Below are 19,564 nucleotides of genomic sequence, written 5' to 3' on the forward strand. Positions count from 1 at the left end.
CCTCTTTAAATCGATAAATTACTGAGCTGAGGTGCAGAATGAATAAACAGGAAAATATTGCAAAAATTTACCCGTTAACCCCATTGCAAGAGGGTATGTTGTTTCATGCTGTCAAAGATACAGGCAGCAGCGCCTACTGCCTCCAGATGTCCGCAAAGCTTCAAGGTGATTTTCAGCTGTCGATTTTTGAAAAGAGCATGAACAAGCTTGTAGAGAACTATGAAGTTTTGCGCACTGTGTTTGTTTATCAAAACCTGCAACGGCCTCGACAGGTTGTTTTTAAAGAGAGAAAAGTTACCGTTCATTTCGAAAACATTGCTCATTTGCCAATAGATGATCAGAACGATTACATAAAAGCGTATACCAACCAGCAGCATACTTTTGAGCTGACGAAAGACGTCTTGATGAAAGCAGCCATTTTCCAAACGGAGGCGAACCAGTATCAGTTCGTTTGGGCGTTCCATCATATCATCGTCGACGGTTGGTCTTTGGGTGTATTACTTCATAAGCTGCTCGCGTACTATGCCGCCATTCGTAAGGGTGAGGTTGTTCCGCGGGAAGCAACCAAACCATACAGCGAATATATCAAATGGCTGGATAAGCAAAACAAAGAAGAAGCACTTACTTACTGGCAGAACTACCTAGAAGGCTATGACCATCAGGCTGATTTCCCTAAAAAGAAGAATGTAGCGGAATATGGCAAGTATGTACATGTGGAGAATCTTTTCACCATCGCACCTGAAAAGACTCAGCAGCTGATGCAGATTGCCAATCGGAATCAAGCTACGATGAGCAGCGTGTTTCAATCTCTTTGGGGTATTTTGGCGAGTAAGTACAAAAATTCGGACGATGTGGTATTCGGTTCTGTTGTGTCAGGTCGTCCTCCAGGGATTCAGGGCATTGAGAGCATGGTTGGATTGTTCATTAACACGATTCCAACCCGCGTGCAAACAAACAGAAAACAAACCTTTAGTGGGTTGGTAAAAACAGTTCAGAAGCAAGCCTTGGCTTCTGCTGCTTATGATTTCGCTCCATTGTACGAAATTCAGAGCAAAACGGTACTGAAACAAGAGTTAATTGATCATTTGGTGACGTATGAAAACTACCCGGAGGATGCTTCGAATGATCGAGAGGATTCCTTAGGCTTTCAATTCAATGTGGAAAATGGGGAAGAACAGACTTCCTATGATTTTAACGTTGTGGTAGCGGTCGCACCTTCGAATGAGATGTATGTGAAGTTGAGCTATAATGCAGCGGTTTATGAAGAGTCATTCATGAACCGAGTAGAAGGTCACTTGAAAACGATCATCGAGCAGGTCATTCACAATCCGAATGTACTGCTTGAAGACATCGGAATCATCACGGATGAGGAAAAACAGCAATTGCTGGTAGCTTATAACGACACAACCGCTGATTATCCACGCGACAAAATGATTTTCGAGCTGATCGCGGAGCAGGCAAGACAGACGCCATCGAAAGCTGCGGTTATTTGCGGGGAGGATCGCCTTACTTACCAGGAGCTTCAGGAGCGTTCCAACCAGTTGGCCAGAGCTCTGCGTGGAAAAGGAATTACCCAAGGCAGTATCGTCTCTATTATGGCGGAGCATTCACTCGAGCTGATCATGGCTATTATGGCCGTTCTAAAATCAGGCGGCGCCTATTTGCCGATTGATCCCGAGTATCCGATAGAGAGAATTCAGTATTTATTAGATGACAGTCAGACGACGATTCTTTTGACACAGTCTCATCTTCAAGAAAAAGTCGAGTTTGAAGGCGAGATCCTCTACCTAGACAATCCTTCCTTGTTTGAAGGAGACAGTACGGATCTTGACAATTTATGCACACCGGACGATATGGCGTACATGATCTATACTTCCGGGTCCACGGGGAATCCAAAAGGAGCGATGATTACCCACCAAGGTCTAGTTAATTACATCTGGTGGGCCAACAAGGAGTACGTCCAGGGTGAAACTGTAGACTTTCCGCTATACTCCTCCATTTCGTTTGATTTGACTATCACCTCGATCTTCACGCCGCTTCTGTCGGGCAATACAATCTATGTCTACAGAGGAGCAGATAAGGTACAGGTCATTTTAGACATCATCCAAGATAATCAAGTGGGAATCATCAAGCTGACACCAACACATTTGAAGCTGATAGAGGAAATAGATGGAACAAGCAGCAGCATCCGACGGTTTATTGTCGGTGGTGAGAACTTGCCAACCAAATTGGCGAAGAGAATCTATGAGAACTTTGGACAGAATGTCAAGATTTTCAATGAGTATGGACCTACCGAAACGGTTGTCGGCTGCATGATTTATTTGTACGACCCGAAGAAACCGATCCAAGAATCGGTACCAATCGGCGTACCGGCAGACAATGTTCAGCTCTATCTGCTTGATTCCTCCATGCAGCCGATACCCGTTGGTTCCGTCGGTGAAATGTACATCGCCGGAGATGGCGTCGCTAAAGGGTATTTCAACAGACTGGAGCTGACTGAGGAAAAGTTCATCGATAATCCGTTCCGTCCAGGGACCAAAATGTATCGAACTGGCGATCTGGCGAAATGGCTGCCCGACGGCAATATGGAATACGTGGGAAGAATCGACCATCAAGTCAAAATTCGTGGGCATCGGATTGAGATGGGCGAAATTGAGACGCGTTTGGCACAGCATGAGTGGATCAAGGAAGCTGTCGTCATCGCTGAAAAGGATGACAGTGGTCAAAATGTGCTCTATGCCTACATGGTTTCCGAGCAGGAGTTGACCGTATCTGAACTACGAGAGCATCTGGGAAGTACGCTTCCTTCCTATATGATCCCGTCCTTCTTTGTCCGTTTGGAGGAAATTCCGCTGACAGCCAATGGAAAAGTAGAGCGGAAGAAATTGCCGAAGCCTGACGGTGCAGTTGTTACGGGAACAGCGTACGTCGCTCCTCAGAATGAAACGGAAACAAAATTGGCTGAGATTTGGCAGCAGATCCTCGGGGTTAGTCGTGTAGGCGTTCACGATCATTTCTTTGATTTGGGCGGACATTCACTGAAGGCTATGACTGTTATCTTTCAAGTCTCCAAAGCGTTGGAAGTGGATTTGCCAGTAAAGGCACTGTTCGAAAATCCAACCGTATCCGAACTCGCTGCTTTTCTCTCGAAATCGGGGAAAAGCAAGTACACAGCCATTCAACCGGTTGAGGTCAAAGAATTTTATCCCGTATCTTCCGCTCAAAAAAGAATGTACATCCTTCAGCAATTTGAAGGAAGTGGCATCAGCTATAACATTTCAGGTGCAATGCTTCTGGAAGGAAAGCTCGATTATGATCGTTTTGCGAACACGGTCAAACGACTGGCGGAGCGCCACGAAGCCTTGCGCACTTCCTTCCACCGTATCGATGGTGAACCTGTACAGAAAGTGCATGATGAGGTAGAAGTACCAATCCTGATGCTGACGTCTACGGAAGATAAGGCGGAGCAGATCATGCGCGATTTCGTCCGTCCTTTTGACCTCGAACTCGCTCCGTTGATTCGAACAGGCTTGGTCCAGTTGGGCAAAGACCGTCATTTGTTCATGCTCGACATGCACCATATCATCTCGGACGGTGTTTCATCCCAAATTTTGCTGAGTGAATTTGCTAAGTTGTATCAAGGGGAAGCCTTGCAGCCTCTTTCTCTCCAATACAAGGATTTCGCAGCTTGGCAAAATGAGCTGTTTCAGACGGATGTGTACAAGAAGCAGGAGCTCCATTGGTTGAATACGTTTGCTGATGAAATTCCTTTGCTCAATCTACCAACGGATTATCCGCGCCCAACCATTCAAAGCTTTGCAGGGGATCTGGTCCTTTTTGATACAGGAAAAGAATTGACCGAGCGTTTGCGCAAGGTAGCAACAAATACAGGAACAACCCTGTATATGGTCTTGCTCGCCGCTTACCATGTTCTCCTATCCAAGTATTCCGGACAAGAGGACATCATTGTAGGTACGCCTGTCGCTGGTCGTTCCCATGCCGACGTGGAAAGCATCATGGGGATCTTTGTGAATACGTTGGCGATGAGAAATCAGCCTGTGAGCGTCAAAACCTTTACCCAATTCTTGCAAGAAGTGAAACAAAATGCGCTAGCGGCCTATGACAATCAGGATTATCCATTTGAAGAGCTGGTGGAAAAGCTGGCGATTCAACGTGACATTAGCCGAAATCCTTTGTTTGACACCATGTTCTCTCTGGAAAATGCGAATCAGCAGTCGCTGGAAATCGAGCAGCTTACAGCAGCTCCATATGAGTTATTTAATAAAATTTCAAAATTCGATCTTGCTTTGAATGCGAGTGAATCGCAGTCCGACATTCACTTCCAATTCGCATTTGGAACGAAGCTGTTTGCAAAAGAAACCATCCAAAAAATGGCCCATCATTATCTGGAAATCTTGCGTACTATTTGTGCACAGCCGAATGCCAAGCTAGCAGAAATCGACATGATGACAGAAGCAGAAAAACGTGCTCTCCTCCTGAATGTCAACGATACTTTTGTCGAGCGTTCCGCTGATCAAGTTTTGCACCAATTGTTTGAAGAGCAAGTAGTGCTTACGCCAGATCAAGTAGCCGTAGCCTATGACGGATACACCTTGACCTATCGCCAGTTGAACGCCCGGGCCAATCAACTAGCTCGTTTGCTGCGGAGCAAAGGAACGCAACCAGATACGTTGATCGGTATTATGGTAGACCGTTCCATCGGGATGGTTGTGAGCATGTTGGCCGTGTTAAAAGCGGGTGGTGCGTATACGCCAATGGATCCTACTTACCCGCCAGAAAGAATCCAATACATGCTCAGCGACAGCAAAGCTCCCATTCTACTGACACAGCGTCATTTGAAAGAGACCGTGGAGTATACAGGAGAAATCATCGATGTAGACGATGAAGCGATTTATGCAGGGGACGACACCAATCTGGACAATGTTTCTGGCAGGGATGACTTGGCCTATGTCATTTATACATCTGGATCGACCGGTAATCCCAAAGGGGTAATGGTCGCGCATCAGGCGATTTGCAATCACATGCTTTGGATGAAGAATGCCTTCCCGCTGCGTACAGTGGATGCTGTCTTGCAAAAAACGCCGTTTTCCTTCGATGCTTCCGTATGGGAATTTTATTTGCCACTGATCACGGGCGCGCGCCTGATACTGGCAAAGCCAGACGGACATCGCGACATCGCATACATGACTCGAATGATCAGAGAAGAGAAGATCACAACGTTACAGATGGTTCCTTCCTTGCTGGATTTGATCATGACCGAACCGGGATGGAGCTCTTGCACGAGCTTGCAACGCGTTTTCTGCGGTGGAGAAGCATTGACAGCTGCCCTTGTTTCGCGCTTTTACCAGACGCAAACAGCACAGTTGATTAATCTCTATGGCCCTACTGAATCTACGATTGATGCGACATACTGGATTTGCCCTCGTTTGCCGGAGTATGGCGTGATTCCCATTGGCAAACCGATTGATAACGTCCGTTTGTATGTCGTAAATGCGAGCAACCAGCTCCAGCCTGTAGGGGTTGCAGGAGAACTGTGCATTGCTGGCGATGGTTTGGCCCGCGGCTACTGGAATCGTGAAGAACTGACAGCAGCCAGCTTCATTGACAATCCGTTTGAACCGGGTAGTAGGATGTACCGTACGGGAGACATGGTAAGGTACCTAGCCTGCGGCAACGTGGAATATCTCGGACGCATCGACCATCAGGTCAAAATCAGAGGACACCGAATCGAACTGGGTGAGATCGAAGCAAGGCTTTTGGAGCATGAATGGATCAAAACGGCCATCGTCCTTGCCCGTCCAGATGAAAAAGGGCAAAACAACTTGTACGCCTATATCGTTTCTGATCAGGAAATGAAGACAACTGATCTGAGAGCTTACTTGGCTTCCCATTTGCCATCTTATATGGTTCCTTCTTATTTTGTTTATTTGGAGAAGCTGCCTCTCACGGCAAATGGCAAGGTAGATCGCAAAGCACTGCCTCAACCTGAGGGAGCATCCACATCTGAAATTGTGTATGTAGCGCCGCGCAATGAAGTGGAAGCCACGCTTGTAGACATTTGGCAAAGTGTCCTTGGCCAAAACCCAATCGGCGTACACGATCATTTCTTTGAGTTGGGCGGACACTCCTTGAAAGCGATGAACGTCATCTCTTTGATCCATCGTACCCTTCAAGTAGATGTGCCGTTGAAGACACTGTTTGAATTACCAACGATCGCTGACCTGTCGGCATACATCGCTACTGCTGGCAAAGGCAAGTATACGACGATTGAGCCCGTCCAAAAGCAGGAGTATTACTCCGTGTCTTCTGCACAAAAGAGAATGTTTATTCTCCGGCAAATGGAAGGTGCAGGCATCAGTTACAACATGCCGGGAATCCTGTACATCGATGGCAAGCTGGATACAGAGCGTTTGCAGCAAGCGCTCAAGAGTGTGGTGAGACGCCATGAATCTCTGCGTACCTCATTCCACTCCATGAAAGGAGAGACAGTTCAGCGCGTATATGAAGATGTCGAGCTGGATATCTCGTTGATGGAGTCAACAGAGGGAGAGCTCAAACAAATCGTTGAACAATTTATTCAACCGTTTGATTTGGAAAAAGCTCCACTGATGCGCGCTGGACTGGTCAAACTGGCTCCGGAACGCCATCTTTTCATGCTGGATTTGCACCATATTGTGGTGGATGGTGTATCGATTGGCATTCTTGTTCAAGAGCTTGCGCAGCTTTATCACGGCGAAGAGCTGCCAGAACTGAGCATTCAGTACAAGGACTTTGCCCATTGGCAGAATCAATGGTACGAGACGGATGAGTTTACTGCTCAGGAAGCCTATTGGATCGATACTTTTACGGGAGAAATTCCCGTATTAAATCTTGCAACGGATTATCCGAGACCTTCTGTAAAAAGCTTTGAGGGTGAGCGATTTATTTTCAGCTCCGGTGCCCTTTTGAAAAAGGAATTGAATCGACTTGCCCATGGTACAGGAGCTACGCTCTACATGGTTCTGCTGGCAGCCTACAATGTAGTTCTCTCCAAATACTCTGGACAAGAGGACATTGTTGTTGGCGCGCCTACTGCCGGCAGGTCCCATGCTGAAACGGATTCGATCATCGGTATGTTTGTCAATACACTGGCATTGCGAAACGAGCCTGTGGGGACGAAAACCTTCCTCAGCTTTTTGGCAGAAGTGAAAAACAATACGCTGAAAGCCTTTGAGAATCAGGATTATCCATTAGATGAGCTGATCGATAAGCTGAACATTCAACGGGATCTGAGTCGGAATCCTTTGTTTGACACCGTATTTATCTTGCAAAATATGGATCAGAAGCCGTTCGAAATGGAGCAACTGACGTTTACACCTTATATGGCAGAAGTGAATCAGGCCAAGTTTGATCTGTCATTAGAGGCGTACGAAGAAGACGAGGAGATCGTCTTTAGCCTTGATTACTGCACCAAATTGTTTACACGAAAAACGATTGAAAACATCGCGGCACATTTCATCCGAATCCTTCATGCCGTTATTGAGCAACAAGCCATTACGTTGTCCGAAATCACGATGCTTTCGGCTGAAGAAAAGCGTCGCTTGTTAGTAGAATTCAACCAAACGCATACGGAATATCCGCAGAACAAGACACTACATGAGCTATTTGAGGAGCAAGTGGAAAAAACTCCACTGGTTGCCGCCATTGAAATTGGCGGTAAGCAGATGTCCTATCGCGAATTAAATGAGCGAGCAAACCAGCTTGCCTTTACCTTGCGTGAACGGGGAGTAAAGGCTAACCAATTCGTAGGAATCATGGCAAACCGTTCTATGGAAATGGTTGTGGGAATCATGGCCATTTTAAAAGCAGGTGGAGCCTATGTGCCCATTGATCCCGAATATCCAGAAGATCGTGTGGCCTACATGCTGGAGGATTGCGAAGCCCGTCTGGTGCTTACCCACAAACATCTTGGAGCTAAGCTGGCTTCTAGTGTGAGAGTGGAATGCTTGTATCTGGAGGAAGAGCACAACTATTCTCCTAACCGTTCGAATCTCGTGCCGATTCAAACCGCTTCTGATTTGGCTTATCTCATCTATACGTCGGGGACAACAGGCAAGCCAAAAGGAGTAATGATCGAGCATCGGGGCATTGTCAACAGCGTGTTGTGGAAAAAAGAGGAGTATCAGTTTAGCGTCCAGGATAGAAATCTGGTACCTTTGTCCTTTGCGTTTGATGGCTTTGTTCTTTCCTTTTTTACACCGATCCTTTCCGGTTCAACCGCCGTCTTGGCGAAGGATGAAGAAGCCAAAGACCCTTTATCTCTCAGAAGACTCATTGCAGCTGCGCGATGCACCCAAACGACATGCGTGCCAAGTTTATTCCAAGCGATATTGGAATGCGGTTCTGCCGCGGATATCAGCTCCCTGCAAACTGTCACACTAGGGGGCGAAAAAGTATCGGCTCAGCTCGTTGAGAAGAGCAACAAACAGAATCCGCATCTGGTCATCGCCAATGAATACGGTCCGACAGAAAGCAGTGTTGTCGCCACGTGGCAGCGAATTTCGCAACTGGATTCTACGATAACGATCGGACGCCCCATTGCCAACACCAGCATCTATATCGTGGACAAATTTCATCAGCTACAGCCAATCGGCGTCGTCGGGGAAATTTGCATCGGTGGCCATGGTTTGGCACGTGGATATTGGAACAAGCCGGAACTCACCGCAGAGAAGTTTGTTTCCCATCCTTATTTGGAAGGCGAGCGCATGTACAAGACGGGTGATCTAGGAAAGTGGCTCCCTGACGGTACGATTGAATTTATCGGTCGCTTGGATGAACAGGTAAAAGTAAGGGGGTATCGGATTGAAATAGGCGAGATAGAGTCGGTGATGCTCTCCTTTGAAAAGCTGACTTCGGCTGTGGTGATTGTCCACGAGGATCAGCAGGGCCAATCGTCCCTTGCTGCTTATTACACGGCGGAAGAAAAGCTGGAAGTCTCGAATCTGTGGTCGTATCTGTCGAAAAGCTTGCCGTCTTACATGATTCCTGCGTACTTGGTCCAGCTCGATTTTCTCCCACTTACGCCGAATGGAAAGATTGATAGGAAAGCTTTGCCGAAACCAGAAGGCAGACCTGTAACGGGAGCAGAATATGTGGCGCCAGCAAGTCCTCTGGAAAGCAGGCTGGTAGAGATTTGGGAACATGTGCTTGGGGTAACCGACATCGGCGTTCTCGACAACTTCTTCCAGCTAGGTGGGCATTCCTTGAAAGCCATGTCGCTCGCCGCACAGATTCATCGAGAGTATCAAGTCGAGCTTCCACTCAGTGTGCTCTTTGCGACACCTACCATTCAGGCATTGGCATCGTATATCGAAACAAGTGGAAAAGACACGCATGTACCGATTCATCCTGCACCGTGGCAAGAATATTATCCCGTTTCTTCTGCACAAAAAAGGATGTTTGTCCTGCGCCAGTTTGAAGGCACCAGTACAGTCTATAACATGCCAAGTGTGATGTTTATTGAAGGCGACTTGGATCACGAACGCTTTGAAACTGCGATACAGGGGCTGATCAAGCGACACGAATCGTTGCGGACATCCTTCCACACAGTGAACGGTGAGCCTGTTCAGCGTGTACATGAGGCAGTTGAACTGAATGTGCGCTATGAGGATTTGACCGAAGACCAAGTCGAGCAAACCATCGAAACATTTGTGCAAGCATTTGATCTGGAGAAGGCTCCGTTATGGAGGGTCGGACTCTTCAGATTAGCAGAGAAGCGACATCTTTTCCTGATGGATATGCACCACATTATTTCGGATGGCGTCTCTGTTGGAATCATCATGGAGGAATTTTCGAAGTTATATCGAAACCAATTATTACCAGAGTTGTCTGTTCAATACAAAGATTTTGCTGTCTGGCAGACGGATCTGTTCCAAACCGACATCTATACAAAGCATGAGAACTATTGGTTGAAGTCTTTTGCGGGTGACATTCCGGTACTGAATCTGCCCGCCGATTATTCTCGCCCGCTGGTTCAAAGCTTTGAGGGAGATTGCATTTCGTTCCACACAGATAAAACGTTGATGGACGATTTATACAAGCTCGCCCATGAGAACCAAACCACGCTGTTTATGGTCTTGTTGGCGGCTTACAATGTACTCCTTTCTAAATACAGCGGTCAAGAAGACATCGTAGTAGGTACGCCGATTGCTGGTAGATCTCATGCGGATGTGGAAAAAGTCTTAGGGATGTTTGTCAACACGTTGGCCTTGCGAAACTACCCTGAAGGAACGAAATCGTTCCAAGCATTTTTGGAAGATGTCAAACAGAATACGCTGCAAGCATACGCTCACCAGGACTATCCCTTTGAAGCGCTGGTCGAAAAATTGGAAATCCAGCGGGATCTCAGCAGAAACCCACTGTTTGACACCATGTTTATTTTGCAAAATCTGGACAAAAAAGCTTATGAGCTGGATGGGCTGAAATTTGAGGCCTACTCCGGAGATGGGCAGCAAGGCAACGCCAAATTCGATCTCACACTGGAAGCGCATGAAGATGAGACAGGAATCCATTTTGGTCTCGTGTACTCCACGAAATTGTTCCAAAGAGACACGATGGAAAGAATGGCAGGTCATTTTCTTCAGGTGCTACGAGGAGTCATTGCAGACCAAACTGCGGCGTTGCATGAAATCGACTTGCTCGGTGAGGAAGAAAAACATCTCGTAACGGTTGCATTCAACAACACGTTTGCCACGTATCCACGCGAAAGCACGATTCAGGAGCTGTTCGAGGAGCAAGTGGAAAGAACACCTGAGCATGCTGCAGTTGTGATGAACGAACAGATGCTGACGTATCGGGAGCTGAACCAAAAAGCGAACCAGATCGCAAGTGCTCTTCGCCGATTGGAAGTAGGAAGAGACAGCGTTGTAGGCATGCTGGCAGATCGCTCTCTCGAGATGATCACAGGCATTATGGGGATCATCAAAGCGGGAGGCGCCTATCTGGGGATTGATCCAGAGCATCCAGCTGAGCGCATTTCTTACATGCTCGAAGATGGCGGCGTGAAGGTTGTCCTTGTTCAAAGACATCTGTTGCATCTCGTCGAAGAAGGTCTCATTCCAATCATCTTAGAAGACGAGAGCCTGGAGCAAGCAGATGCCAGCAATCTGACCAACCTCAATGACGCCAAGGACTTGGCCTATGTGATGTACACGTCGGGTTCAACGGGCAAACCAAAAGGAGTCATGGTTGAGCATCGCAATGTCACCCGATTGGTGAAACATACTAATTACGTTCAGGTACGCGAAGAAGATCGCATGATACAAACGGGCGCTATTGGCTTCGACGCCATGACGTTTGAGATTTTCGGAGCTCTGTTGCATGGCGCTAGCTTGTTCCTGGTTAGCAAGGACGTTCTATTGGATGAGGAGAAGCTGGGTAGCTTCCTGCGAGAGAATCGGATTACCACGATGTGGTTAACCTCACCACTGTTTAACCAGCTTTCGCAAAATAATCCGGCGATGTTTGAAGGTTTGCGTGCGTTAATCGTCGGTGGAGAAGCATTGTCTCCGAGACACATCAACAAAGTGAACAGCGCCCATCCAGCTCTGGAAATTTGGAACGGGTACGGCCCGACAGAAAACACAACCTTCTCGACATGCTATTTGATTGAGAAGGAATTCGAAGACAATATTCCGATTGGGAAGCCGATCACGAACTCCACAGCTTATATCGTGGATCGCTACAACCAGCCGCAGCCAATCGGGGTGCCGGGTGAATTGTGCGTCGGTGGTGATGGAGTTGCCAGAGGCTATTTGAACAAGCCGGAATTGACCGCCGAGAAGTTTGTCCCGAATCCGTTCGTTTTAGGTGAAAATATGTACCGCACAGGGGATTTGGCGAGATGGAAGGCGGATGGAACGATTGAGTATTTGGGACGTATCGACCAACAGGTAAAGATCAGAGGCTATCGAATCGAGCTTGGGGAAATCGAGACCGTTCTGACCAATCTCGAAAAAGTAAAAGAAGCTGTCGTTACGGTACTGGATAATTCAAACGGCCAAAAAGCTCTCTGCGCTTATTTTGTTTCAGAAGAGGAACTCGACGTAGTAGAGCTGAGAGAGGCAATATCCAAAGAAGTGCCTAGCTACATGGTGCCAGCCTTCTACGTCCAAATGGAAAAACTGCCTTTGACTGCAAACGGGAAGGTCAATCGTAGAGCTTTGCCTGAACCATCTAGAGATCGGGTACAAGGTTCCACATATGTCGCCCCACAAAATGCAACCGAGCAGAAGCTGGCTGAAATTTGGCAAGAGGTTCTGGGGATTCATCCGATAGGCATTCACGATAACTTCTTTGAACTGGGTGGACATTCTCTCAAGGCAATGAATGTAATCACGCAGGTGCACAAAGCATTTCAGGTAGAGCTTCCGTTAAAAGCCCTGTTTGAAACTCCTACGATCCATGAGCTAGCTACTTATATCACTGCGAGTGAAATGGAACAGTTCGAGACCATTCAACCGGTAGAGCACGCTGACTTTTATCCAGTCTCGTTCGCACAAAAAAGAATGTACATCCTGCATGAGTTTGAAGGAAGCGGGATTAGCTACAACGTGCCAAATGTAATGATAATGGATGGCCATCTAGATTACGAACGCTTTGAAAATGCGATCCGAACACTGGTAAAACGACATGAATCCTTGCGAACATCCTTCCATTCGAAAAACGGGGAACCCGTCCAACGAGTCCATGAGGATGTCACACTGTTCATCGGTATTTCCGAGGCGACAGATGACCAAGTAGAGCAACTGATTCAGGAGTTGGTCCAGCCGTTTGATCTGGAAGTGGCTCCGCTATTCCGGGTTGACTTGATCAAACTGGGAGCAGAACGACACTTGTTCTTCATGGATATGCACCACATTATCTCCGATGGTGTATCGCTTGCAGTCATCGCCAAGGAGTTCGCGAGCTTGTACGAGGAAAATCAGCTCCCAGACATGCGTATCCAGTACAAAGATTTTGCTGCTTGGCAAACGAAGCTGGCCCAGACCGAGCGTTTCCAAAAACAGGAGAATTATTGGACGAATGTCTTTGCAGGAGAGCTCCCGTTACTCAACCTGCCAAATGATTTCCCAAGACCTACTGTTCAAAGCTTCGAAGGCGACACGGTAGCGATCGGTACAGGAAATCACTTGCTTGCGGAGTTGCGACAACTTGCTGCAAATACGGGCTCCACACTGTTTATGGTGCTTTTGGCTGCCTACAATGTGCTGCTGTCCAAATACACCGGACAGGAAGAAATCGTTGTCGGTACGCCGATTGCAGGTCGATCCCATGCAGATGTAGAACGAATCGTCGGCATGTTCGTCAACACGCTTGCCCTGAAAAATGTGGCAGGAGGCGACCTGACCTTCCGCGAGTTTTTGGGTGACGTGAAACAAAATGCGCTGCATGCATTTGAACATCAGGATTATCCGTTTGAACATCTCGTAGATAAGCTGCAAGTACGGCGCGATCTAAGCCGAAATCCGCTGTTCGATACGATGTTCAGCCTGGGGCTTGCGGATTCATCTGTATTGGAAATTGCAGGACTCAACATGTCCGCTTACCCGGTAGATGGCAAGATCGCAAAATTCGATATCGCGCTGGATGCGATGGAACAACAAGATGAGCTTCTCGTGCAATTCAGCTATTGCACGAAGCTGTTTGCCAAAGAATCAATTGATCGCATGGCGAATCATTACATCCATCTTTTACAGACGATCATTGCCAATCCGGATCGCAAGCTGGCAGAGATCAGTGTCTTGTCAAAAGATGAGATGGAGCAAATGCTGCATGGTTTCAATGCAACAAAAGCCGCTTATCCAACGAACAAAACGTTCCAGGAGCTATTCGAAGAGCAGGTCGAAAAAACACCGAATCAGGTAGCTGTCATCTGCGAGGATGAACAGCTAACGTATCGGGAATTGAATGAAAAAGCGAACCAGCTCGCGCGTGTTTTGCGCCAAATGGGAGTCAAGCCAGAGAGCACGGTCGGCATCATGGTAGATCGCTCCTTGCACATGGTAGTAGGGACGCTCGGTATTTTGAAAGCCGGTGGCGCCTACGTCCCGATTGATCCAGATTATCCACTGGAGCGTCAGACATTCATTTTGGAAGATAGCGATGCGAAGCTATTCCTTACCTTGCAAAAGATGAATACACAGCTTGTATTCCCTTACGAAACGCTCTATCTGGATGCAGAGGGGCTGTATCAGGGAGAAGCCAGCAATCTGGAGCCTCTAGCACTGCCAGAACACGCGGCTTACATCATTTACACTTCCGGTACGACTGGCAAGCCAAAAGGAGTAGTGATCGAGCACCGGAGCTATGCGAATGTCGCGTTTGCATGGAAGGATGAGTATCACTTGGATACCTTCCCGGTTCGCTTGCTGCAAATGGCGAGCTTCGCCTTCGATGTATCGACTGGCGACTTTGCCAGAGCATTGCTCACAGGAGGGCAGCTGGTCATTTGCCCGAATGAGGTCAAAATGGACCCGGCTTCCTTGTACGAAATTATTAAGCGGTATGAAATCACGATTTTCGAAGCGACACCAGCTCTGATCATGCCATTGATGCATTACATTTACGAAAATGAGCTCGACTTCAGTCAGATGAAGCTCTTGATCCTCGGAGCAGACAGTTGTCCAGCGGAAGACTTCAAGACCTTGCTGGCCCGATTCAGCCATACGTTGCGCATTGTTAACAGTTATGGGGTAACAGAGGCGTGCATCGATTCCAGCTATTACGAAGAAACAGATGTCTCATCCATTCGCTCGGGAACGGTACCGATCGGCAAACCGCTTCCGAATATGCAGATGTATGTGATGGATCAACAATTGAATCTTCAACCTGTTGGAGTCGTGGGTGAGTTGTGCATCGGTGGGGTAGGGGTCGCTCGCGGTTATTTGAACAGACCTGAACTGACAGTGGAGAGGTTCGTACCGAATCCTTTCGCACCAGGTGAGCTGTTATATCGTACGGGTGATTTGGCGAAGTGGCGTGCGGACGGAAATATGGAGTTCCTGGGTCGTAACGATCATCAAGTGAAAATCAGGGGTGTCCGTATCGAGCTGGGCGAAATCGAGACACAGCTACGCAAGCTAGACGGAATCTTGGAAGCAGTCGTGGTCGCAAGAGAGGATCACAGACAAGAAAAGTATTTATGCGCGTACATGGTGGCAGACCATGAGATCGACACAGCACAAATACGTAAGGAATTGCTAAAAGAATTACCTCAAGCGATGATTCCATCGTATTTTGTAACGCTTGAAGCGCTGCCGCTTACCGCAAATGGGAAGATCGATAGACGTTCCTTGCCGGTACCAGATGTATCTTTACTCAGAACGACAGAGTACGTGGCACCTCGTACGGAGTTGGAAGCGCAATTGGCCCACGTCTGGGAGCAAGTACTCAATGTGGAGCAAGTAGGGGTTCTGGATGATTTCTTTGCAATTGGCGGTCATTCCCTGCGTGCGATGAGTGTGATTTCGAGCATGCATAACGAATATCAAGTCGATATTCCGCTCCGTGTTTTGTTCGAAAAGCCGACGATTCAGCAATTGGCTGCACACATCGAAGAGACAGCAAAAGAATATGTCATTTCGATCCAACCGGCACCTGCGCAAGAGTATTACCCTGTTTCATCGGCTCAAAAGCGCATGTATATCCTCCATCAGTTCGAGGGAGTCGGCATCAGCTACAATATGCCTTCGACCATGCTGATCGAAGGGAAGCTAGAACCGGAACGATTAGAGACAGCGTTCAAGCAGCTGATTGCGCGACATGAAAGTCTTCGTACGTCTTTTGCCGTTGTAAATGGAGAACCTGTTCAGAAGATTCACGAGGAAGTTTCTTTTGAACTTTCGTATACAACGATCACAGAAGACCTGGCACAAGAGGTCCTTTCCTCTCTCGTTCAGCCATTCGATCTGGGTGTAGCGCCGTTGCTTCGCGTACGTCTTTTGCAAATCGGAGAAGATCGTCATGTGCTCTTTACCGACATGCATCACAGCATTTCCGACGGTGTATCCTCTGGCATTCTTCTGTCTGACTTAGTGCAGCTATACCAAGGGGATGTTTTGCCAGAGCTGCGAATTCAGTACAAGGACTTCTCCGTATGGCAACAGGAGCTTTTCCGATCCGATGCCTTCAACAAGCAAGAACAGTATTGGGCTCAAGTGTTTGCAGACGAAATTCCAGTGCTAAACCTGCAAACGGATTTCACCCGACCAAGCATTCAAAATTTCGCAGGCGATCAGTATTCCATCGGAACCGGTAAACAGCTCATGGAAGGCTTGAACCAGCTGGCTCGAGAAACGGGAACGACACTGTACATGGTGCTCCTCGCGACGTACAACGTACTGCTTTCCAAGTATTCCGGGCAAGAGGACATCATTGTCGGCACACCGATTACAGGCAGATCCCATGCTGATTTGGAACCAATCGTCGGTATGTTTGTCAATACATTGGCGATGAGAAACAAGCCGCATGCTGGGAAAACCTTCACTGAGCTGTTGCTGGAAGTCAAGCAAAATGCTCTAGACGCTTACGCTCATCAGGATTATCCATTCGAAGAGCTGGTGGAAAAACTCGACATTCCGCGGGACTTAAGCAGAAACCCGCTCTTTGACACCATGTTTACTGTGCAAAACAACTCGGATGATGCTATCAACCTGCACGGCTTGTCACTTGCTCCTTTCATGACTGATCAGACTGGCAACCATTCCAAATTTGATTTGACGTTAATTGCCACAGAAGAGCGTGAAGAGATTCGCATTGGCGTGGAGTACAGCACAAGCTTGTTTACGAACGAGACAATTGAACGGTTAAGCAACCATTTCATGGCTATTGCCCAAATCGTTGTGCAAAATCCGCATATCCGTTTGAGCGAAATTGACATGCTCAAGGCAGAGGAGAAAAAGCAAATTTTCGAGAGCTTCAATGATACAGCTGTCAGCTATGTACAAGACAAAACGCTGCATCAATTATTCGAAGAGCAAGTAGCAAGGACGCCAGATCAAGAAGCGATTCTCTTTAACGGTCAGTCACTGACGTACAGCGAGATCAATGAGCGGGCCAACAGACTGGCAAGAGTTCTGCGCACCAAGGGAGTCGGACCAGATCGTCTTGTAGCAGTCATGGCGGAGCGTTCACCAGAGATGATCATTGGCATCCTTGGTATTTTAAAGGCAGGCGGTGCTTATGTTCCAATCGATCCGGCGTATCCGCAAGAACGCATTCAGTACCTGCTTGCGGACAGCAACGCAGCATTGCTTCTCTGCCAGTCCCATTTGTCGGAACTATTGTCTCGCGTGTCGAGCGGGCTTGACTGGCTTGAACTGAGCGCAGAGCATGACGTCGAGATAGATGGTTCCAATCTTTCATCACTCAATCAACCGACCGATCTCGCCTATGTCATCTATACATCGGGAACGACCGGTAAGCCGAAGGGCGTCATGATTCCACATCGGGGAATCGTCAATTGCTTGCAGTGGAGAAGAGATGAATATGGTTTCGGGCCGGGAGACAAGGCGTTGCAGGTATTCTCTTTTGCCTTCGATGGTTTTGTCGCCAGCTTGTTCGCTCCACTTCTCGGAGGTGCTACTTGCGTCTTGCCGAGAGAGGAAGAAGCTAAAGATCCGGTAGCGCTGAAAAAGCTGATTGCCTCAGCGGGAGTCACACATTATTACGGTGTACCGAGTCTGTTCCAGGCGATTCTGGATAGCTCGACTGCTGCCGACTTCTCTCCTTTTCGCTGCGTAACATTGGGAGGCGAGAAATTACCTGCGCAGCTTGTGCAAAAAACGAAAGAAAAGCATCCAGCAATCGAGATCAACAATGAATACGGTCCGACCGAAAACAGCGTCGTCACCACCATCTCTCGTTCGATCGAAGTAGGTCAAGATATCACGATTGGGCATCCGCTAGCCAATGTCCAAGTGTACATCGTAGATACACAACATCACTTGCAACCGATTGGCGTAGTGGGAGAGCTATGCATCGGAGGAACCGGGCTTGCAAGAGGTTATTTGAATAAACCAGAGCTCACACAAGAAAAATTCGTTCCAAATCCGTTTGTGCCAGGAGAGCTCATGTATAAAACGGGTGACTTGGTGAAATGGCGGGCAGATGGCACGATCGATTACATCGGTCGGGCTGACGAACAGGTAAAGGTGAGAGGGTACCGCATCGAGATCGGGGAAATTGAGAGCACCATTCTTGCTTGCGATGGCATCGATCAAGCAGTGGTCGTTGTGCAAGAGGATGAGTTAACTGCCGGACAGTATCTTTGCGCTTATCTCGTCCCAGCAGCAGAAGTATCCGTTTCTGAGCTGAGAAGGCATCTGGCGAAGGAACTGCCTGCATACATGGTTCCCAGCTATTTTGTCCAGTTAGATCAACTGCCGCTTTCAGCCAATGGAAAAGTGGATCGCAAAGCGTTACCGAAGCCAAAGCCATCGGATGCGACCACACGCGAGTTCGTGGCCCCAAGAACTGCGATCGAGCATCAATTGGCTGCCATTTGGCAGGAAGTTTTGGGGATAGACCCAATTGGCATCACTGACCATTTCTTTGAGCTGGGTGGACATTCATTGAAAGCAACGCTGCTGGTTGCAAAGGTGTATGAGTACATGCAGATTGAACTCCCGTTGAACCTTATCTTCCAGCATCCAACGATTGAGAAGGTAGCGGATTTCATCACGCACAAGAACTTCGAGGGCAACTCTGGTGGTGCCATTCTCTTAAATGAAGAGACGGCGAGAAAGGTATTCTGCTTTACGCCGATTGGCGCCCAAAGTGTTTATTATCAGAAGCTTGCTGATGAAATCAAGGGCGTATCCTTGCATAGCTTTGATTTCATCCAAGAAGACAATCGACTGGAGCAGTACATCGAAGCCATCGTGGCGATTGATCCAAAAGGACCCTATACGCTCATGGGATATTCCTCGGGAGGCAATCTGGCTTTTGACGTCGCAAAAGAACTGGAGAATCAAGGATATGTCGTGACCGACCTCATCTTGTTCGATTCGTACTGGAAAGACAAGGTGATGGAGCGGACTCTTGCGGAAACGGAGAGTGACATTGCGCAGTTATTTGCCGAAATTGGAGAGAACACCGAGATGTTCAACATGACACAAGAAGACTTCAATTTGTACGCTGCCAATGAATTCGTCAAGCAAAGCTTCATTCGAAAAACGGTCAGCTACGTGATGTACCACAATCAACTGATCAATACGGGTGCAACGAACGCAACGATCCATCTCATACAATCAGAGCTGGAATCGGGTGAGGATGATCTGGTCGCAGTCAAATGGAATGAAGCCGCTTGGACACAGGCTACGAAACGACTGATGACGTACGAAGGGTACGGAATCCACTCCAGAATGTTGGGAGGAAGCTACGTGTCGATGAATGCCTCCATCCTTAGAGACATTCTACAGGAGCTGTTCATTCTGAAATAAGATCACGGCTTTGTGATGATTCCCCTTGGGAACATGTTTTTCAAGGGGAGTTCATCCATTAC

At 47.8% G+C, this 19,564-nt stretch carries 1 protein-coding gene; it reads left to right on the top strand.

Translation table 11 applies throughout. The annotated features are described in order from the left end of the window. The first annotated feature begins 38 nt into the window (after positions 1 to 38). Positions 39 to 19,502: a tyrocidine non-ribosomal peptide synthetase TycC gene (gene tycC / locus ACUUHJ_RS15120; protein WP_472299223.1), complete on the top strand. Its 19,464-nt coding sequence runs from the start codon at positions 39 to 41 to the stop codon at positions 19,500 to 19,502. The last annotated feature ends 62 nt before the right edge of the window (positions 19,503 to 19,564 follow it).

The sequence above is a fragment of the Brevibacillus schisleri genome, from assembly GCF_055685845.1.